The sequence below is a fragment of the Acinetobacter rongchengensis genome, assembly GCF_003611475.1.
GTDB classification, from domain to species: Bacteria; Pseudomonadota; Gammaproteobacteria; order Pseudomonadales; family Moraxellaceae; genus Acinetobacter; species Acinetobacter rongchengensis.
Window position 1 is genome coordinate 1 of record NZ_RAXT01000004.1, and the last position, 20,934, is coordinate 20,934.

The 20,934-nt window shown below is 38.8% G+C and carries 19 protein-coding genes; 16 read left to right on the forward strand and 3 right to left on the reverse strand.

Annotated features, from left to right (window positions below; all coding sequences use genetic code 11):
- The 8 genes from D7V20_RS03480 to D7V20_RS03515 form a co-directional block, all read left to right on the forward strand.
- Positions 1-1,499, forward strand: a 1,499-nt coding sequence (locus D7V20_RS03480; protein ID WP_120382949.1) for a TonB-dependent receptor, incomplete at its 5' end; no start/stop codon positions are given.
- 602 nt (positions 1,500-2,101) lie between these two features.
- Entirely contained in the window at positions 2,102-4,423 is a 2,322-nt protein-coding gene (locus D7V20_RS03485) for a catecholate siderophore receptor Fiu (RefSeq protein ID WP_120382950.1), read from the forward strand.
- 82 nt (positions 4,424-4,505) lie between these two features.
- Positions 4,506-5,189: a Fe2+-dependent dioxygenase gene (locus tag D7V20_RS03490; RefSeq protein WP_120382951.1), complete on the forward strand. Its 684-nt coding sequence runs from the start codon at positions 4,506-4,508 to the stop codon at positions 5,187-5,189.
- Positions 5,186-6,298 carry an alpha-hydroxy acid oxidase gene (locus tag D7V20_RS03495; RefSeq protein WP_120382952.1) on the forward strand — a complete coding sequence of 371 codons (1,113 nt, stop codon included), beginning with the start codon at positions 5,186-5,188 and terminating at the stop codon, positions 6,296-6,298. The genes D7V20_RS03490 and D7V20_RS03495 overlap by 4 nt, the downstream gene beginning before the upstream one ends.
- 294 nt (positions 6,299-6,592) lie before the next feature.
- Positions 6,593-8,290, forward strand: a complete 1,698-nt coding sequence (leuA, locus tag D7V20_RS03500) for a 2-isopropylmalate synthase (protein WP_120382953.1) — start codon at positions 6,593-6,595, stop codon at positions 8,288-8,290.
- A 207-nt stretch (positions 8,291-8,497) separates the two neighbouring features.
- A complete protein-coding gene (metX, locus tag D7V20_RS03505) occupies positions 8,498-9,658 on the forward strand; it encodes a homoserine O-succinyltransferase MetX (RefSeq protein WP_120382954.1) in 1,161 nt (386 codons plus the stop codon).
- On the forward strand, positions 9,658-10,251 hold the full coding sequence (metW, locus tag D7V20_RS03510; protein WP_120382955.1) for a methionine biosynthesis protein MetW: 594 nt from the start codon (positions 9,658-9,660) through the stop codon (positions 10,249-10,251). The genes metX and metW overlap by 1 nt, the downstream gene beginning before the upstream one ends.
- On the forward strand, positions 10,248-10,844 hold the full coding sequence (locus tag D7V20_RS03515; RefSeq protein WP_120382956.1) for a tetratricopeptide repeat protein: 597 nt from the start codon (positions 10,248-10,250) through the stop codon (positions 10,842-10,844). The genes metW and D7V20_RS03515 overlap by 4 nt, the downstream gene beginning before the upstream one ends.
- Positions 10,845-10,882: 38 nt before the next feature.
- Here D7V20_RS03515 and D7V20_RS03520 read toward each other — a convergent pair whose 3' ends face one another.
- A complete protein-coding gene (locus D7V20_RS03520) occupies positions 10,883-11,155 on the reverse strand; it encodes a cytoplasmic protein (RefSeq protein WP_120382957.1) in 273 nt (90 codons plus the stop codon).
- A gap of 155 nt (positions 11,156-11,310) precedes the next feature.
- Between D7V20_RS03520 and rdgB the strand changes: the two genes are divergently transcribed.
- Positions 11,311-11,937 (forward strand): RdgB/HAM1 family non-canonical purine NTP pyrophosphatase, encoded by a 627-nt coding sequence (rdgB, locus tag D7V20_RS03525; RefSeq protein WP_120382958.1) that lies wholly within the window; start codon positions 11,311-11,313, stop codon positions 11,935-11,937.
- Positions 11,938-12,017: 80 nt separating this feature from the next.
- On the opposite strand, the gene D7V20_RS03530 is transcribed toward rdgB, so the two are convergent.
- The gene (locus tag D7V20_RS03530; protein ID WP_120382959.1) at positions 12,018-12,893 is read right to left on the reverse strand and encodes an AEC family transporter; all 876 of its coding nucleotides are present in this window, start codon (positions 12,891-12,893) and stop codon (positions 12,018-12,020) included.
- 377 nt (positions 12,894-13,270) lie between these two features.
- Here D7V20_RS03530 and D7V20_RS03535 point away from each other — a divergent pair, with 377 nt between their 5' ends.
- From D7V20_RS03535 to D7V20_RS03555, 5 genes are all read left to right on the forward strand, one after another.
- Complete coding sequence (locus tag D7V20_RS03535) at positions 13,271-14,404, forward strand: agmatine deiminase family protein (RefSeq protein ID WP_120382960.1); 1,134 nt, start codon at positions 13,271-13,273, stop codon at positions 14,402-14,404.
- 89 nt (positions 14,405-14,493) lie between these two features.
- Positions 14,494-14,718 (forward strand): Sec-independent protein translocase subunit TatA, encoded by a 225-nt coding sequence (gene tatA / locus D7V20_RS03540; protein ID WP_120382961.1) that lies wholly within the window; start codon positions 14,494-14,496, stop codon positions 14,716-14,718.
- A gap of 17 nt (positions 14,719-14,735) precedes the next feature.
- A complete protein-coding gene (gene tatB / locus D7V20_RS03545; RefSeq protein ID WP_120382962.1) occupies positions 14,736-15,209 on the forward strand; it encodes a Sec-independent protein translocase protein TatB in 474 nt (157 codons plus the stop codon).
- 74 nt (positions 15,210-15,283) lie between these two features.
- Entirely contained in the window at positions 15,284-16,000 is a 717-nt protein-coding gene (gene tatC, locus D7V20_RS03550) for a twin-arginine translocase subunit TatC (RefSeq protein WP_407923919.1), read from the forward strand.
- A gap of 280 nt (positions 16,001-16,280) precedes the next feature.
- Positions 16,281-18,449: a PhoX family protein gene (locus D7V20_RS03555; protein ID WP_120382964.1), complete on the forward strand. Its 2,169-nt coding sequence runs from the start codon at positions 16,281-16,283 to the stop codon at positions 18,447-18,449.
- Between the two features lie 263 nt (positions 18,450-18,712).
- Here D7V20_RS03555 and D7V20_RS03560 read toward each other — a convergent pair whose 3' ends face one another.
- Positions 18,713-19,507 (reverse strand): NRDE family protein, encoded by a 795-nt coding sequence (locus D7V20_RS03560; RefSeq protein ID WP_120382965.1) that lies wholly within the window; start codon positions 19,505-19,507, stop codon positions 18,713-18,715.
- 93 nt (positions 19,508-19,600) lie between these two features.
- On the opposite strand from D7V20_RS03560, the gene lgt reads away from it, so the two are divergent.
- Positions 19,601-20,425 (forward strand): prolipoprotein diacylglyceryl transferase, encoded by an 825-nt coding sequence (gene lgt / locus D7V20_RS03565; protein WP_120382966.1) that lies wholly within the window; start codon positions 19,601-19,603, stop codon positions 20,423-20,425.
- A gap of 80 nt (positions 20,426-20,505) precedes the next feature.
- Positions 20,506-20,886, forward strand: a complete 381-nt coding sequence (locus tag D7V20_RS03570) for an AzlD domain-containing protein (protein WP_120382967.1) — start codon at positions 20,506-20,508, stop codon at positions 20,884-20,886.
- Positions 20,887-20,934: the final 48 nt, after the last annotated feature.

The following is a 20,934-nucleotide window of genomic DNA, read 5'->3' on the forward strand; positions in this document are numbered from 1 at the left end:
ACCCATTTGCAGCGACAAATGCAAAAGCAGGTTTAAATGGTAATGGTAAGCCGATCGATGTGAAACAAGGCATGTACTATGGCTGGAAAGATCGTGATTTCCAAAAACAAGAAAACCAATCGGGAACTATCAAGCTTGAGCATGATCTTACTGATGATTTAACCATTAGCAATATTGCTGTTTATAACAAATCAAAGAACGATTACCTTTGGACAAACCCTGATGATTCAAAAGGTAACTTTTATAATGCTGCAGGCGATTTAACTGGAAATGTTTGGGCTCGTGCAAACTCACGTGTTGGCGATACCGATGCATTTACAGATCAACTGGCTTTAAAAGGCAAATTTAATACTGGTCGCTTCAAGCACAGCTTCAACTTAGGTGCAGAATACTCTGACCAAGATACAGATCGTACGCAATATATTATTGATGGTTTGACGACGACAGGTACTGCAAATAGTTCATGTAATGCAGCGGCTATTGCTTCTGGCTGGTGTACTTCTGTACAAAATCCTGATCGTGGTCAATGGACAGGTACGCTTAGCACAGTAGGTGCCGATCGTTATAAAATTGAAAATGAAAATACTTCTGTTTACTTCCTAGACAGCATTGAGCTCCACCCACAATGGATTCTAGATTTAGGTCTTCGTTGGGATGATTACTCTGCCAAACAGACGATGACTTATGGTGCACGTAATAGTGCGGTATTAGGAACGAGTACGACTCCTCCAACAGCAAAAGCAGGCGACCAAGTTGTCCTTAAAAATGATTCTGATTTTATCAATTATCAAGCTGGCTTAGTCTATAAACCTGTAGAAAATGGTTCAATCTATTTAAGTTACGCAACTTCATCAAATCCAGTCGGTGTAGATGGCGGTGATGGTTCTGAAGGCATTACAGCTGCAATTCAAAACTTAAAACCAGAAGAAGTTCGGACCATGGAACTTGGTACGAAATGGGATGTTCTAAATGACAAGTTAAACTTAACTGCTGCCATTTTTCGTACCGAAAAAACCAATACTCGTGCAACAGCTGATGATGGTACAACCAAAAATATTGGTGAAACACGTGTTGATGGTTTTGAGTTAGGTATCAACGGTAATATCACTGAAAAATGGGGTGTGTCTGCAGGTTATACTTATTTAGACAGTGAATTAGTGGATGATGGTACTGGCTTAAATGATGGCAAACAAGTTCAAAACGTTGCAAAAAATAGTGGAACACTTTGGACGACATACCAAGTTTTACCTGAACTTACTTTAGGTGCTGGCGCAGTTGCGATGGACAAAGTCTATGGAAATGCAGCGAACACTAAATTTGTTCCAGGCTATGTACGTTACGATGCAATGGCACGTTATAACGTGAATAAGAATGTTGATTTACAACTGAATGTCAACAACCTTTCTGACAAACGTTATTTCACTAAAGCATACTCATCACACTATGCAACAGAAGCTGAAGGTCGTAGCGCAGTACTTTCTGTTAACTTTAAATACTAAGATCGAAAAACTAAGAGCAAGTACTTCTGTTTTGACAGGTAGTACTTAGAGGAAAAGGAGCCTTTATCTACAAAGGCTCCTTTTTTTATCCAAAAAATTGAGCAAATATTGAATAGCAAACTCATCATTCTAATCATATTGATGAACAAATAAGATCAACGCAGTCTATCTAAAAGCTTCCTCCTACTCTTTTATCTCCTCTATTTTTAAGTTTTGACGACTGAGTTCACCTCAATAGTTGCTTGATTTTCATGTCATGATTTTATGCAATAAAAAGCTCAATTGATGATTGAAGACTTTTAAAGGCTAGAATTTACCATCAATTAAAAACATTGATTTTTAAAAGAAAAAAATGACTCATCTTTTACATTCTGTCATTGTTTTACTGAATAAAAATATCGAAATTAAACATTTTTTTCATCAATATTTATGCATAAATAAAGACAATAGTCATTGTTAATGATAATAATTATCATTAGAATTCGCATCAATTGTTACAGGCCTTAACAATATCTACACTTTTACTGCATATTTAAACTTGCCCATACGCAATGCCATGCAGTCAAAGAATTTTGTTATTCATATACTAGGGACACCCTACAATGGCGCAGATTAAAAGCCGTAAACATAACAGATCAACTCAGCTTGTTGCTCTAGCAGCTTCATTTCCTTTAATGGCACATGCCGCTCAACAAGAAAGTGACACAGCCAAATTACCAGTGATCGCAGTTGAGGCAAAAGCTGAAAACAACTATAAAGCTGAGCGAGTTAGTTCTACGAAATACACTCAACCATTGGTGGATACCCCACAAACCATTTCTGTAATCAAAAAAGAAATTTTACAAGAACAAGGTGCGACTTCGCTTGTAGATGCTTTGCGTAATACCCCTGGAATCACATTGCAACTGGGTGAAAATGGCAATACCAGTGCGGGTGATGCATTCCAAATGCGTGGTTTTGATACCAAAAACTCGATTTATGTCGATGGTATCCGTGACATTGGTGCGGTTAGTCGTGACGTATATAACCTAGAACAAATTGAAGTGGTAAAAGGACCATCTGGAGCAGAAGCTGGACGTGGTGGTGCAGGTGGCTATATTAACCTTGTCAGTAAACTTCCTTATGCTGAAAATAGTCGTGAAGTATCTGCTACTTATAAAACAGCAGAACATGGCCGCTTAGCTGCTGACATCAATCAAGCAATTAATGAAAGCGTGGCTGTACGTTTAAATGTCATGGGGCAACAAGGTGGTGTGGAGGGTCGTGATTATGTTGAACAAAATGGTTGGGCAGTCGCACCATCGATTGCTTTTGGTCTAGATCGTGACACTCGCTTTTACTTATATTCACAACATATTCAACAACGTAATGTTCCAGATGGCGGCATTCCCACAATCGGAATGAAAGGTTTTTATTATAATAATACCGACACTAAACTGACGCAGGCACAGCGCGATATCATTAACAATGCCGTTAATGCTGCAAGACCTGTGGATAGTGAAAACTTTTACGGCAGCGTCGATGACTATGAAGATATCAATGCCAATATGGTCACTGCAAAGGTTGAAAGTGATTTTGCTGAAAATGTGAAGCTGACCAATATCACACGTCTTGGTAAAACAGAAATGGATCGTGTATTAACAGGGGTCAATGCACTGGTGATTAGCAATCTAAATACCCCTAAAGATCCAAACTCTTGGTCTGTCGTTCGTACTCGTCAAGGCGTAGATCAAACCAATAAAATTTTAACCAATCAAACTTCTCTTAACTTAAATCTTAAAACAGGTTCAATTGAACACGACGTGGTGGCAGGCCTAGAACTATTAAGAGAAGAACAATTGAACAATACCTTGAATATTCAAACACCTGGGCAAACAGCCCCTGTTATTCCACCTGCAAGCTTGTATGATCCTAATCCGTATTCGAAATTACCTGGCTTAGTACATACTGGAGCATATGCAAAAGGCAAAACGGATACTGCTGCTGCGTATTTATTCGACACTTTAAAATTTGGTGAACGTTTTCAACTGAATGGTGGTATTCGTGTTGATTATTACGATACTGAATATGATGGACTGACTGTTGCAACCGATGCGAAAACATTGGCTGTCACCAATACAGCGACTCATTTGGGTACCAATGGCACCTTAGTCAGTTGGAAATTAGGTAGCGTATTTAAACCAACGCCTGCAAGTAGCATTTATGCATCTTATGCAAAATCATTAACCCCTCCAGGTACGGCTTTTGTTTTAACTGACAATTCAACTTCTGCAAACAATGTGGCCAACAACCCCGCAGCGAAACCACAAAAAACTCACCATTATGAGGTGGGAACTAAATGGACATTGAATGATGACAAAATCATTCTAACCGCTGCGGCTTATCATACTGAAAATGAAAATCAAATTACCCAAGATCCGATTAGCCTACAATATGTTCCCGAAGGGAAAATGACGGTTAAAGGCTTGGAGCTTGGCGCTGTAGGTCAAATTACACGTGCATGGAATGTTTCAGCAGGTGTTGCCTTTATGGACACTGAGCAAGAGAATCAGCAAACCTACAATGCAACAACAAAAGTTTGGACTGAAACCAATGCCGTTCGTTGGTCACCAGACTTGACTGCAACTTTATGGACAACCTATAGCGTTGCAGGATTTAAAGCGGGCGTTGGTGCACGTTATGTCGATGAGCAAAAACGTGCCATCACAACGGGCTCAACCTCAACTACCAATATGCCTGTAATTCCGAGTTATGTGGTATTTGATGCCATGGCAGGTTATACGTTTAATAAAAATGCTTCCGCGAGTCTGCATATTTATAATCTAGCAGATAAAGAATATATCAGTACTTTGAATAATGGGGGTTCACGTCTGGTGCTCGGTCAACCTCGTTCTGCGGCATTATCTTTTAACTATAAGTTCTGATAAATTTAGCACTCATTTTTTATATCGTGTATTCTCAGGAATGCACGATTTTTTCTTTTTTAAATCTTGGGAAAACGAAACCATGATGCTGCATATCCCTGACGTTTTGACCAAACAACAGGTTCTCGATATTCGTCACAGATTAGACCATTCAACAGCATGGATAGATGGTAAAAAAAGTGCTGGCTCACAAGCGCAATCCATCAAAAATAATCTACAAATAGATGTCCATTCAGAAATTTATCAACAGATTGCCCCTTTTATTCTGACAGCACTCAAACAACAAGCAATGGTTCAATCAGCAGCATTACCACGTCACTGTCTTATGCCTATGCTGAATTGTTACCAAGACTCAGGAAACTATGGCAATCATGTAGACAATGCCGTGCAATATTCATCAGAAACAGGACAACCGATCCGTACCGATGTGTCTATAACCGTATTTCTGTCCGAACCTGAAGAATATGAAGGTGGTGAGTTGGTCGTAGAGGACAATTATGGTACGCATGAAGTCAAACTCAATGCAGGCGATGCCATACTCTACCCTGCAACCAGTTTGCATCGGGTTGAACCTGTAACCGCAGGCAAACGTATTGCAGCATTTACATGGATTCAAAGCATGGTCAAAGATGATTGGCAACGCAGCATGTTATTCAATCTAGATATGACTATCATGCAACTGCGCCAAAAGTACGGCGACTCAGAAGAAACCATCCATTTAACAAGCCATTATCATAATTTATTAAGACAATGGGGTGACTTATGAGCCAAACTGATGCTACAAAAATTCTGCCTCCTTTTACACAAATCCCAGCTTATTTACAAACCATCGCAGACTATGAACAACAAGCAGAAAAGCATTTAGCTGCAAATACTTGGCATTACCTACAAGGTGGTGCTATGGATGAATACAGTGTCCGAGACAATCTGCAACAATTTAAAAATATTCAACTGATTCCACGTTTATTAAATGACCTGACTCAGGGCAATACTGAATGTGAGATTTTAGGACAGAAATTCCCACATCCGATCTTTTTAGCACCGATTGGACATCAACAACTTTTTCATACCGAAGCCGAGGCTGCTTCTGCTCTTGCTGCTGAAGTTTTAGGCAGTAATTTCGTTTTAAGTACTTTTACCAATACTGATATTCAAAATCTTAAAAAAGAAAATCCATACAAATGGTTTCAACTTTATTGGCAAGGCGATCGTGAAAAATCATTAGCCCTGATTAAGCTTGCAGAACAACAAAACTTTAAAGCGATTGTGATTACTGTCGATTCACCGCACACTGGTATTCGTGATCGTGAGCGCCGTGTTTTCTTTCAACTGCCTGAAGCTATGCAGCATCCGCATACGCCAACACATATTCCTTTACCTGAAATTAGAGAAGATCAACATCCTGTTTTTAATGGACTCATGCATATTGCACCCAAATGGGCAGATATTGAATTTGTGATTGCCAATACAAATTTACCTGTCATTTTGAAAGGGGTACTTCACCCTTTAGATGTAAAAAAAGCACTCAGTATTGGTGTAAAAGGTTTAATCATTTCCAATCATGGTGGGCGTGTTTTAGATACAGCGATTTCTCCACTCAAAGCCTTAGAAAGAATAAAAGCCGTTGTGCCAAGTGATTTCCCACTACTATTGGATGGTGGTGTTCGCCGTGGAACAGATGTATTTAAAGCTTTAGCCCTTGGTGCATCTGCTGTGTTGATTGGTCGCCCAGCGATTTATGGGTTGGCAGTTGCAGGAGCTTTAGGCGTTGCTCATGTCATCAAAATCTTGAAGGAAGAATTTGAAATCACTATGGCTTTAATGGGAACGGCTACCATAAATGAGATTAATCAAGAATACATTTTTCAAGATTAGCGATTTTAAAGAAAATTTTTCTCTTAAAACGATTAAATAATGCAATTTAAGAAAATTATTTCCGAACCATCTGTTTTACAATAAATACTCAGTTAATCCATTTACAAGCTGTCAGAGTCTAACTTTATGTGGTGTCATGACCATCCATAATTTTATATGCCACTTTAGGCAAATAAACTCCGAAAAATACTTGTAAATTGAGTAAATAGACACAATCTATATCAGTAGTAAGTTGCCTTTACCCCTGTCTTTACCGAAGCAACGAGCAACGACAACTACACAAGGAGTTACCTCATGATGTTGGCTGATCCAAGTAAAAAATATCGTCGCATGTACCAACGTGTAGACTTGCCTGACCGTCAATGGCCAAACAATGAAATCAATAAAGCGCCAATTTGGATGAGCACCGATCTCCGTGATGGTAACCAAGCCATTTTTGAACCGATGAACATTGAACAAAAATTTAAAATGTTCCAAATGTTAGTGAAAATTGGTTTTAAACATATTGAAATTGGCTTCCCTTCTGCATCACAAGTTGACTTTGACTTCACACGTAAATTAATTGAAGAAGGTCATATTCCTGAAGATGTTTATATCGAAGTTTTAGTACAAGCACGTGACCATTTGATCGCACGTACTTTTGAGTCTTTGCAAGGTGCAAAACGTGCGATTGTGCATATTTACAATGCAAACTCACCTACTTTCCGCCAAAAAGTGTTGAATGTTGATGTCGCTGGTGCAAAGCAATTGGCAATCAATGCAGCAACCAAAGTCAAAGAATATGCAGCAAAACAGCCTGAAACTGATTTTATTTTCCAATATAGTCCAGAATGTTTTACTGCAACTGAATTAGACGTTGCGAAAGATGTCTGTGATGCTGTCACTGAAATTTGGGAAGCATCTCCTGAAAATAAAGTGATCTTGAACTTACCTGCAACCGTTGAGGTTTCAGGCCCACACGTTTATGCAGACCAAATTGAATGGATGCATCGTAATTTACAACGTCGTGATGGTGTGATTATTTCTGTACACTGTCATAACGACCGTGGTTGTGGTATCGCTGCTTCTGAATTGGCAATCATGGCGGGTGCTGACCGTGTCGAAGGTTGTGTGTTTGGAAATGGTGAACGTACTGGTAATGTAGACGTTGCAGCGATTGCTTTGAACATGTATACCCAAGGCGTAGCATGTGAATTAGATTTCTCAAATATCAATGAAATCATTGCCACCATTGAAGAATGTACAGGCATCCCTGTCCACCCTCGTCACCCATATGCAGGTGATTTGGTCTTCACAGCATTCTCTGGTTCTCACCAAGATGCGATTAAGAAAGGTTTTGAATACCAAAAGAATGAAGAAATTTGGGATATGCCTTACTTACCAATCGACCCGAAAGACTTAGGTCGTGATTATGATGCTGTTATTCGCGTCAATTCACAGTCAGGTAAGGGAGGTATCGCTTACTTATTGGAATCTAACTATAACGTAGTCTTACCACGTCGTTTACAAATTGAATTCTCACAAGTAGTCCAACAAGTTGCAGACGAAGAAGGTGTTGAGGTTTCAGCACAACAAATTTGGACATTGTTCAAAGACACTTATGTCGAAATCAAAGATGCACATTATGTTGCTAAAAACTATAGATTGTCTGATGACAATGGCAACCAAGTAATTGAATTGGATGTGGTTGTAAATGGTGAAGTACAGCATTTACGTGGTGAAGGTAATGGTCCGATTTCTGCAATCTTAAATGCACTTCAATTACCAATTGATGTGGTTAACTATGAAGAACGCAGTATCAGTTCTGGCGCACATGCCAAAGCTCTCGCTTTAATTGAACTTCAAGTACAAGGTACTGGCAAATCCGCATTTGGTGCAGGTGTACATGACAACATTGTGACTTCATCGATTGAAGCAATCATTGCAGCAACCAACCGTTTGATTGATCAAGGGGTACTCAGCACTGAACAAGTGATTGCAGCTGCCGTATAAGCGATATCAATTAAATGACTTTAGAAAGGATGCCCTAGATGGTATCCTTTCTTTCGTTAAAGCTTAGCCTGAAAGTAAGCTTTAATACGAAGACCCTATTGTAAAATTACGTTCATATCATTAGTTTATTGACAATAATGATGACGTAGATGTGCATAACATCAGTAATTTACATTACCTACCAAAATTTTAAGGCGAATTATTTCTGTGTCTTTTCCAGCTGACTCGGTGGGTTTAGTTACCCCACAAAAGTTCCAATTTGAAGAGCCTTTAGAGCTAGAATGTGGCCGTGTTTTACCACGTTTTGAAATCATGGTTGAAACCTATGGTGAGCTCAATGCTGATAAATCCAATGCGATTTTGATTTGCCATGCGCTCTCTGGTCATCACCATGCAGCCGGTTATCATCACGAAGATGATAAGAAAGCGGGCTGGTGGGATGCATGTATTGGCCCGAATAAAGCAATTGATACATCGAAATTTTTTGTTGTCGCTTTAAACAATATTGGCGGGTGTAATGGTTCAACTGGCCCAACTTCACCGAACCCCGAAAATGAAAATCGCCCATATGGCCCAGATTTCCCTTTGGTCACTGTACGAGACTGGGTGAAAACACAAACCATGCTTTCTGACCGTTTAGGGATTGATGTTTGGTATTCAGTCATTGGTGGATCTTTAGGTGGAATGCAAGCTTTACAATGGTCTGTAGATTACCCTGATCGTTTAAAGAATTGCGTGATTATTGCCAGTGCACCAAAACTTTCAGCACAAAATATTGCGTTTAACGAAGTTGCACGTCAGTCTATTTTATCTGACCCTGATTTTCACAATGGTCGTTATTTAGAACATGACAGCTACCCAAAACGTGGCTTAATCTTGGCACGCATGGTCGGACATATTACCTATCTGTCTGAAGAAGCCATGAAACAAAAATTTGGTCGTGATTTAAAATCGGGCAAATTTATGTATGGTTTCGATGTTGAATTCCAAGTCGAAAGTTACTTGCGCTATCAAGGCGAACAATTCAGCCGTAACTTTGATGCCAATACTTATTTGATCATGACCAAAGCTCTGGATTATTTTGATCCATCTCGTGAATATGAGCTATCACTCAAAAAAGCCATGGCCAATACCCAATGTCGCTTCTTAGTCATATCTTTCACCACAGACTGGCGCTTTACCCCACAGCGTTCACAGGAAATTGTAGATTCACTGATTAGCAATCACAAACCTGTAACCTATCTCGATATTGATGCAGAACAAGGGCATGATTCTTTCTTATTCCCAATTCCGCTGTATGTCAAAACATTACGTGCATTTTTAGGTGGCCCTGAGCACCTTGCAACAACACCTAAGGAGGCCTTGTAATGCGTATAGATCAACAGCTTGCCGAAAAATGGATTAGTGCTGGAGCAAGCGTTCTCGATTTAGGTTGTGGTGATGGTGAATTACTGGCACAAATGGGCAAAAAGCAACAAATTCACGCTTATGGCTTAGAAATTGATCAAGAAAAGATTGCAATTGCCGTAAGCAAAGGGTTAAATATTATTCAACAAGACTTAAACCTCGGTTTGGGACGCTTTGCTGACCAGTCTTTTGACTATGTGGTTATGGCACAAGCTTTGCAAGCTGTAGATGCACCTGATGTGTTATTACGCGATATGGTGCGTGTGGGAAAACAAGCAATCATTACTTTTCCTAATTTTGCGCATTGGAAGACTCGCTCTTTCCTTGCCCTGAAAGGGATGATGCCCGTTTCTGATGCATTACCGTATATGTGGTACAATACACCCAATATCCACTTATGCACCTTTCGTGATTTTGAAGCACTGTGTGCAGAAAATCAGATTCAAATTATCGATCGACTCGCCGTGAATGGGAACCAACAAGGAAGCTTTTTAAGTAAAGCTATACCGAATTTGTTCGGCGAAGTCGCTATTTATCGAGTGAGCGCTCTATGAAAAAATTATTATTAGGTAGTACCTTATTTTTTGGACTGTTAAGCATTCAAGCCCATGCGGACTATGTTCCACAACAACAGCAATCTGTATCACAAATGGCTGCACAATATGCGCATATGAATGTTGCAGATTTACAAAAAGCAGCTAGATCTGGACAACCAGCAGCACAATTCTATTTAGCGACGCATTTCCAAGCAGGTACAGGTGGTGTTTCTAAAGATATGAAACAAGCTTTTGCTTGGTATAAAGCTGCTGCTGACCAAGGTGTTTCTGCTGCACAACTTAATGTTGGTCGTATGTATGCAGACGGTCTTGGTGTATCTAAGAGTGAAACTGCTGCTCGTCAATATTTTGAAAAAGCAGCAAGCCACGGCGATAACCGTGCTAGTTTTAACTTAGCGGTGATGGAAGAGCAAAAGAAAAACTACATGGGTGCTTACCAATGGTATGAGCTTTCTACTCGTGATGGCATGTTAGACAATAAAGTCATTTCAATGTCGCAAAGCAAGAAAACTGCTTTGGCTGCAAACTTAACTCAAGATCAAATTCGTACTGCAACTCAACGTGCGGATCAATGGATTCAAGCGCAATAAGCAGAATTATGATTATGAAAGCACCTTCGGGTGCTTTTTTATTTGTCGGATAAGTTAAAACAATATTCTTGCATTGCTTTAAGAAATTCTGGGGTGATTGGAAAACCTGAAGCCGAACCAATCACTGAATCTATACCACAGTTTGGACACACAGCCGTTGTTTCATCATCCCACCACTCATTTATGCTTTGATAAGCAAAGATATTTAAACAATAAAAACATCCACACTTTTCACTTTCACTCAGGATTTCCCGATGATTACTTGAAGTTCGATGTGCAGCGATGACATCAGATAAATCAAAATGACACATCTCTTATTATTCTTTTCTACAAATTCTACAAAAGTAACTGAATATAATAAAAGTATAACTGTACGCATTTCAAAATACTTGAATCTTGTAATTTTTCAATTTAGCGGCAGAATCAGCTAAAATACGCCACATTATTCAAAATCAGAGCAATTGAAATGTCTGCACAAGATTGGTTATCCCAAGGAACACTGGTACTCGCAAGTAACAACAAAGGCAAAATTGCTGAATTTGAAAAAATGTTTGCTGAATTGAATTTACCTGTAGACGTGATTCCACAAGGAAAACTCAATATCGAAGATGCGATTGAAGATGGTTTAAGCTTTATTGAAAACGCCATTATCAAAGCACGTCATGCAAGTCGTATTTCAGGAAAACCTGCAATTGCAGATGACTCAGGTATTTGTGTACCCGTGCTAGGTGGTGCGCCAGGAATCTATTCAGCTCGCTATGCAGGCGAACACGGTGATGATGCTGCAAACAATGTAAAACTACTAGAAAATTTAAAAGCTTATCGTCAAGATGGCGTAACAATTGAAGGTATGTTTGTTTGTGTACTGGCTTTGGTTCAACATGCGGATGACCCACTTCCACAAATTTTCCAAGGCATTTGGCAAGGTGAAATTTTAGAACAAGCACGTGGTGAAAATGGTTTTGGCTATGACCCGCTGTTTTGGTTACCTGAACTGAGTATTTCCAGCGCGGAAATAAGTAAAGAAGAAAAAAATAAAATCAGCCATCGTGGTCAGGCAATGCAATTATTTAAAGCAAGTTTACAAAATTAATTTGGTTTCCCCTCTCCTGCTCTATGGAGAGGGTTAAGTTTTATCAATTCTTCTGTGAAAATCAAAATCCAAAGATGAATTTATAACAAATGCATCACGCCCCCATATAACAGGCATACCACGCAACTCACAATGGTTCCCGAAGCAATATATTTTGCAGAAATACCTGTCCCTTGATAATGCGTCTCTAATGCAACAATATTTGCGGCTGGCGGTAGACAAAACAGTAAAAACATCACGCCGATATAGTTTTCAATGTGTGGTATCGATAAAAAATAATAAGCAAAACCACAAAGTATTGCACCACAAAACAGCTTGAGTATTGCCATACGAATACTCCACTGCAAATCCTCGATATGCACTTTGGTTTTGCGTAACCACATTCCCAAAACACACATCCCCGCAAAGCTCATACACCATTTTGCAAGGGTATAAATCCAGTCGATGACGATATGGTTTTGAAATTGTTGCACATCAAAACACCGAATTATTCCAGCCATGAATAATGCAATTACAGGTGGTGATTGCAGCATTTTTTTGAGAATAGTGAAAATAGGTTGAGGCTCAGTACTCACTGAGGTGACAGCCCATGAATTTCCAAAGATTGAAACGCCAATATAGAGTGGAATCATTGCCATACTATGTTCAGAACCAAAAATTGCCAAAGCAATTGGAAAACCCAACCATGCCATATTGGTATAACTAAAACACAGTGCAGCCAAACGATCTTTAAACAGCTTTAAATAAACAAAGAACAGAATAAAACAGGAAAAAATTGCAAATAGAATTAAAGCAATACTTCCCGATTTATAAAAAACCATATTGTAAATAATCACAATCGGAATAAATAACCGAGCAAGCAATAATGACAGTATCGATTTTAAACTGATTGTAAATTTGCTATTTGCCAGTATTAAGCCACAAATAAAAGACAATAGTGGAAATAACAAAGCCACAGTACACATCTCAAGAGATTAGAGTATCGATAGTAACATATCGTATTGAACTACAAACCAAACTCGCTATTAAGCGTTTTTATAAAAACAAAAAATATTAAATATATTAATATAAATTATATATTTAGAAATAATTACCATGATAAAAAACAACACTTTTAGGTGAATATTTAAGTACATATTCAAGTATTATTTGTTGACAATATTTTCGTTTGAATTAGTATGGAAATGATCTGCTATTTGGAAAATACAGAGATTACCCACTGATATAAATAAAAACGCTACCCATGCTGCAAAGGAATATTTGCTCATAATTTAAACAAAAGAGCAATTATACTTGAGCAAAAATTATAAATTGGAAAAGGATTCCAAATACAATGAATGTAACACGTAGACAATTTTTAGCTTTATCAGCAGCTGCAAGTGCATTAGTGATTACAGGATGCGGTAGTAGCGACAATGATGATTCACCTGCTACAACACCTCCTACCGAACCAAGTACTAAAAATATTGGCACAATGCCAGATGAAGCTGAACCACATACACGCACATGGATGACATTCGGTGCGTCAGATCAAATCCATGAACCTGCGAATATTAATGGCTTACGTGATGATCTTGCTAGAATCGCACTCAGTATCGCTGCTTTTGAACCTGTTTCAGTATTGGTTCGTGCCAACGAAATAGATATTGCTCGTGCAAAAATGCATCATCCGAATATTACCTTTGTCACGGGAACAATGGATGACTTTTGGGCACGTGACACAGGTCCAGTGTTTGTAAAAGATGCTCAGAATAAACTCACAGGTATCGATTTTAACTTTAATGGTTGGGGGAAAAAACAAAGCCACAATAGTGATAAAACGGTTGCAGCTCAAATCTTGAGTCATGTGAATATTGCACGCGTTAATTCATCATTGACACTTGAAGGTGGTGGTATTGAAGTGGATGGCTTAGGTACGGCGATTATCACCGAAAGCTGTGTGTTAAATGACAATAGAAACCCTGGTGTTACAAAAGCTGCTTGCGAGGCTGAACTGAAACGCTGTTTAGGTATTCGTAAAGTGATTTGGTTACCGGGAATTAAAGACAAAGACATCACAGATGGTCATACTGACTTTTATGCTCGTTTTGTCAGTGAAGGGGTTGTTGTTACCGCTTATGATAGTGACCCAGAATCTTATGATCATGCTGTAACCAAACGTCATCTTGAAATCTTAAAAACAGCAACAGATGTCAAAGGTAACCCCATCAAAGTTATAGAGTTAAAAGCACCTACGACGCTTCGAGTAAAAAATCCGAGTGAAGACTTTGCTGCTGGCTATATCAATTATTATGTATGTAATAGTGCAGTGATCATGCCTGAGTTTGGAGATGCTGTTGCAGATGCTGAGGCGAAACAAAAACTTCAATCATTGTTCCCAAATAGAAGCATTGTACAGATTAATATTGATTATATTGCTGCGGGAGGTGGTGGAATTCATTGTACGACGCAACAGCAACCTGTGTAATCGTATCAACTAAATTACATACGACATATTTTTGTCATTTTAGCTTGTTATAGTAAAAAAAATTAATATTTTTAAAAAGGAAATGAATGATGGCAGGATTATCAATTTGGCATGTGCTGATTTTTGCAATTGTTGTGATCTTATTGTTCGGTACATCTAAACTCAAAAACTTAGGTAAAGATGTTGGCGGTGCAGTCAAAGACTTTAAAAAGTCGATCAAAGATGACGAAACGACGGCTACTTCAAATACTGAGCCACGTACTTTAGAACATCAAAATACCAATACTGATGTGAACTCTACTGTAAAACATTAAGCGTAGAGGCGTAGAACATGTTAGATGTCGGATTTTCAGAATTACTCGTATTCGGGATCATTGCACTTTTAGTGCTTGGTCCTGAGAAACTACCTGAAGCTGCACGTTTTGCTGCCAAATGGTATAGCAAATTTAAGCGAGCCATTACGAGTGTTCAAAATGATATTGACCGTGAATTACGTCTTTCTGAATTCCGTGAGCAAATGCAGCAAGAAATGAAACGCATCCAAGAACTTGAGCAAAAAATGCAAGCTCAAATGAATGAGTTACAACAACAATCTATACTTGCTGCAGAGCAACAAAAACAGACAGCACGACCAGATAATAAGAATTTCTCCCATACTTTTACTCATTTAACTCAGTTAAGAACGGCTGTTCCTTCAAGTTATAGAGTAAAAATTTGGCTTGATCGGCAAAACTGTATACATCAAAGCATTGACACTGTGGACATCCAAAAGATCAATACCGTTGAACTGAAGGTGGCTGTATGACGGATTCATTACTTCCACAAATTCAAACATCGACAGAAAAAACTCAGGATTCTGAGCAACCACAACTTGAAGCAATGCCGATTACCCAACATCTTGTTGCATTACGGAAGCATTTATTCAAAATCGTTGGTGCATTATTGCTGATTTTCTTCTGTTTACTGCCCTTTGCCAATAAAACTTATATTGCATTATCTGAACCTCTCAGAAAGCAACTGCCTGCAAATTCAACCATGATTGCCACAGATGTCACTGCAACATTTATGGCACCATTTAAATTGAATTTCTTTATCGCGCTGATGTTGGCAATGCCTTTTATTATTTATCAATTATGGGCATTTATTCGACCTGCTTTATATGAAAAGGAAAAGAATCTCGCCTTTCCATTGTTATTGGGCAGCATTGTTCTGTTTTATTCAGGCATTGCTTTTGCATACTTCATTGCATTGCCATCGATATTGCATTTCTTTATGAGTGTTTCCCCTGAAACCGTAGCACCCATGACAGATATCAATAGTTATCTTAACTTTTGTTTGAAACTATTTTTGGTTTTTGGTGTGACTTTTGAGATTCCAATTATCACGTTAATCTTAATTTTGGTAGGTCTGGTTTCGACAAAAACACTCGCAGAAAAACGTCGTTTTATTATTGTTGGATGTTTCTTTATTTCAATGTTTATTACACCACCCGATGCGATTTCAATGATTATGTTAGCAATCCCGATGTGGATGCTGTTTGAGCTGGGCTTACTGTTTGGTAAGTTACTCGAAAAGCGTCATAAAACAGAAGCTTAAATCGTAATCCAATAATCTTATGATCATAAAAAAGCGACTTCATTATGAGTCGTTTTTTATGTTTAGGACTTCGATAAAACATAAATACAATGTTCTCAAGAGCAGTTCAACGCTTCCATTCCCCATCAAAAAATTAGCTTTAAGAATTTGAAACTTAAATGAAGCTTAAATTTAATCAATATTAAATATAAACGTAAGAAAGCTTACACATTACTCCGCTATGTTCTATGGCTTATTAAATATTTTATTTATCAATTACTTTAAGCCAAAGGGAAGCATCATGACAGACCTCACGCCATATCATGAAGAGCAAGAGTTAGACAATAACACTTCAAATAACATTCATTTCCGTGACATTTTAGAACAACGTATCTCTCGCCGTAGTCTGATTACCAAAACAGCGAGTGGCGCGGCAGCACTTGCTTTGGCATCAAGCCTTACAGGCTGTAATGATGATGACAATTCAAGCACGACTACACCACCAACAACGATTAAAAAACCAGAAAAATTAAGTTTTAAACCCGTTGCAAAAAATTTAAATGATATTGTTACCGTTCCTGAAGGTTATGAAGCAAATGTGCTTTATGCGATGGGAGACTCAATTAACCCTGCATATGCAGAATGGGATGACAATAACGTTCCAACAGGTTTAAGTTTTCAATTCCGCTCAGGTGATTGCCATGACGGTATGAGTTATTTTGGTCTAAATAGCTCAACTCAAAAGTATGATGCAAAAGCTTCTGATCGTGGTTTATTGGTTATGAACCATGAATACATCAATCCAACCTTTTTACACCCTAAAGGCGCAACCAAAGTCGATGGTCGTCGCCCTGAAGATGAAGTGATTCGTGAAGTGAATGCGCACGGTGTTTCGATTATTGAGTTAAAGAAAGACAGTAAAACTCAAAAAGTCGAAATCGTTAAAAATTCTGTATTGAACCGTCGTATTACAGCTGCAACAGTTATGGACTTTGGCGGTATCGTGGCGGGTAGTGAATTGGTTACCACTAAATATTCTCCAGTAGCAAAACAAACTCGTGGTACGCATAATAACTGTGGTAATGGTTATACGCCATGGGGAACATATTTAACGACTGAAGAAAACTATATTGGTTACTTTGTGCGTAATAAAGGTGATGATGCAAAACGAACAGCTGCTGAAATTGTGGCACTCAATCGCTATGGTTTAAAAGATGGTGCTAGTTCTCGTTACAGCTGGGAAACCGCTATAGGCTCATTACAAGAACAAGATTTATATGACCGTTGGAACGCATCTGTAACTGCCAATTCAGCGACACAAGACTATCGTAATGGTGCCAATACCTTTGGTTGGATCGTTGAAATTGATCCTTTTGATCGTAGTCAAAACCCAGTCAAACGTACCAGTTTAGGACGTTTTGCACATGAGGATTGTCGTGCAAGCCGTTTGATCGAAGGTGAAAATCTTGCGTTCTATATGGGTGATGACTCTCGTGGTGAATACATCTACAAGTTTGTTTCTGATGCAAAATGGGATGCCAAAGATGTCAATGGTGGCTACCGTGCTGGTGACAAATACATGAACTCAGGCAAATTGTATGTTGCCAAGTTTAATAATGATGGTACTGGACAATGGATTGAACTTGCTTATGGTAAAAATGGTTTAACCAATACCAATGCAGTTTATCCTTTTAAATCACAAGCTGAAGTCACCACTTTCGCTCGTTTAGCAGGTGATGCTGTCGGTGCTACCAAGATGGATCGTCCAGAATGGGTTGCCGTCAATCCTGAAAATGGTGAAGTCTACGTTACACTGACCAACAACTCGAACCGTGGTACTGCACATGCATTAGATGCAGCAAACCCTCGTAACTATGTTGATCCTGAAGGTGGCAAAGGCAATGTGAATGGTCACATTATTCGGTTCCATGAAAAAGACAACAAAACCACAGCTGAGAGCTTCACTTGGGATATTTACTTATTCGGTGCTGAAGCAAAAATGGCAAGCAATATCAACCTTTCTGGTTTGAATGATAATAATGATTTATCTTCTCCAGATGGCATGTGGTTTGATCCACGTGGTGTATTGTGGATTCAAACCGATGATGGCGCATATACAGACACCACAAACTGTATGATGCTGGCTGCCCTACCAGGTAAAGTGGGTGATGGTGCTAAAGCGACAACGTCAGCAGGACAAGAAACCATCGTCGGGGCAAAAGTCACTGATGAAAATTTACGTCGCTTCCTGACAGGCCCTAAAGAATGTGAAATCACAGGTGTAACCATGACACCAGACTTCAAAGCCATCTTTATCAATGTGCAACACCCAGGTGAGGATTCGAAGTCTTATAGCACACCAACCAGTCATTGGCCTGCTACACAAAAAGATCCGAACAATAAAACAGCTCGTCCACGTTCAGCAACAGTGGTTATTACCCGTAAAGACGGTGGCCTAATTGCAGGTTAAGCCATTTAATTTGTCTTAAATTTTGTATCAGAAGCTTTCATTTTCAATACGTGTTGATTCAATAAACTTCTTTGATAAGCCGAGTTGTGATAGACATTTATTTACAAAGGAAGTTCCCTCTCCTTTATAAAGGAGAGGGTTTATATGATAAATCCTCTCATACTTTTGTGGAACAATATTCATTATCCCAGAGAGAGAAGAGACTTTTAATATTCATTTTACTGCTAATTTCTTGTTTTTTGACTATGGCAAGAGCTTTAATATCAGCACGTGTTTTTTTCAATCATGGGCAATTTGATTTGTACAAGATCACCTTGATGTTCCCCTTGTTGTGTTTTTTCAATCCAGTCTATTTCCGATTTGCCCATTCTTAAAAAATTAGAACAGCGTGTCCCATAAATAGGGCTCTGAATAAATGTAGAAGACAATAATGCTTCCATTTCTAAATTAATTCCCGTACTGGGCAATAAGTCTGGAATTATTTTTCGCTCATCCTCTAAAATATCCCAAACCGCATATTTTAAATCTGCTTCTGGTGTTGATGGCAGTTGCATCATGGGCAAAAATTCTTGGGTAAACCGTTTACGTAAATGTTGAGTCTTTTCCCAGTCGTCAGACATGAGCCCATTAGAAACCACAAATACTCCTTTGGATAAAACCTGCGGTGCTTCACCACGATTACTCATATAAACCGCTTGATGTTGATCCCCGATAAATAAATTAAAACCTGCATAATTCATTTGTGATTGTTCTAGTTGTTGTGCAAAACGAATCGGCGTTTGTTCAGATTCTAAAAAGGCTTGAATCAAATGACCACGAGACGTTGGATAATCACGCTGATCTGTACCATCACGATAATTTGTGACAACCGCCCAACGGCCTTGTTGTGTGATGCCCATCCAAGTTCCGCCAGATTGCAAATCTTGCCCTGCAATGATTTGGCTTTTTGTCCACCGGTGCAGTTGTGACGTCGGACGATGATAAAACTCATCACGATTTGAAATAAGACAGACAGGTAAATCATCTAGAACTTGCCAAGCCAGCGCCACAATACACATAAATATACTCCATCAACTTTACACATTGAATGTACAACATTTTTCACATCTTTCAGCTAAAATCTGTGCGAAATATATAATTAAGGAATAGGAATGCTCACCTACCCGAACATTGACCCTGTTGCAATTGCACTGGGACCTGTAAAAGTCCATTGGTATGGACTGATGTATTTATTGGCATTTTTATGTGCTTGGGGACTTGCAACATATCGTGCTAAACAACGTGACAACTGGAACTCAGAAATGGTTTCAGATCTCGTATTCTACGGCGCTTTGGGTGTTGTCCTTGGCGGTCGTATTGGTTACGTTATTTTTTATGAGTTTGATAAGTTTCTTGCAGACCCAATCTGGTTATTTAAAGTCTGGACAGGGGGCATGAGCTTTCACGGCGGTTTCCTTGGCGTGATGATCGCAATGTTGCTGTGGTGTCATAAATATAAAAAGACCTGGTTTGAAACCCTTGATTTTATTGCACCTTGTGTACCAACAGGTTTAATGTTTGGTCGTATTGGTAACTTCATTGGCGGTGAGTTATATGGTCGTCAAGTGAGCGACCCAAACTTTGCTTTAGGTATGATTTTCCCAACAGATCCATTGCAATTGGTACGCCACCCTTCACAAATTTACCAAGCACTTTGTGAAGGCCTATTACTGTTTATTATCTTATGGTTCTATAGTGCCAAACCACGCCCACGCTATGCAGTGTCTGCTGTCTTTTTAATGGGTTATGGTTGTGCCCGCTTCTTTATGGAGTTCTTCCGTGAACCTGATGCAGATCAAGGCTATATTTTGTTTGGATGGATGACCAAAGGTCAAATACTGTCGCTACCTATGATTTTGATTGGAATATGGTTAATTTGGTACGCATATCAAAAGAAAATCTTTGATTGGGGTCCTCAAAAGACAACATTGAACTAAATTGGTTCAGGAATAATGAGCAAGTGTCTCATTATTCCGACTATGTTAAAGTACCTATAACATTGACACGTTGATTGATTATGCTTGAATTTTGGTTTGACCCTAAAGTAGCCATGGCGAAGAAATTGGCATTTTTTATCGTGATTGCAATCGCTTCAATCGCTCTTTACTGGTACCAGCCTTTAACCTTAGACAATATCTTACTGTTTGCTGGTACTGGGATTATTTTTTTAATCTGCCGTTATTGCAAAGTGCATTTTGCAGCAAAAAATCCAACAGGTTTCCTTTATCGTTTACTCACTTGGATTCCCATTGCGATTCTTTTAGCGCTTATTTTTAAAAATATGAACAATGGTGAAATCTTAATTCCAGGTGCCCAAGGCGTTGCATTTATGGCTTTGGCAGTGTGTATTTTCTCTCCATTGGCACTATTGAATAAAAATACGTCTGAACAAAACTAAACCATACATTTTCCTATCATTCTGATGATTTATATGGCTATTTATCCC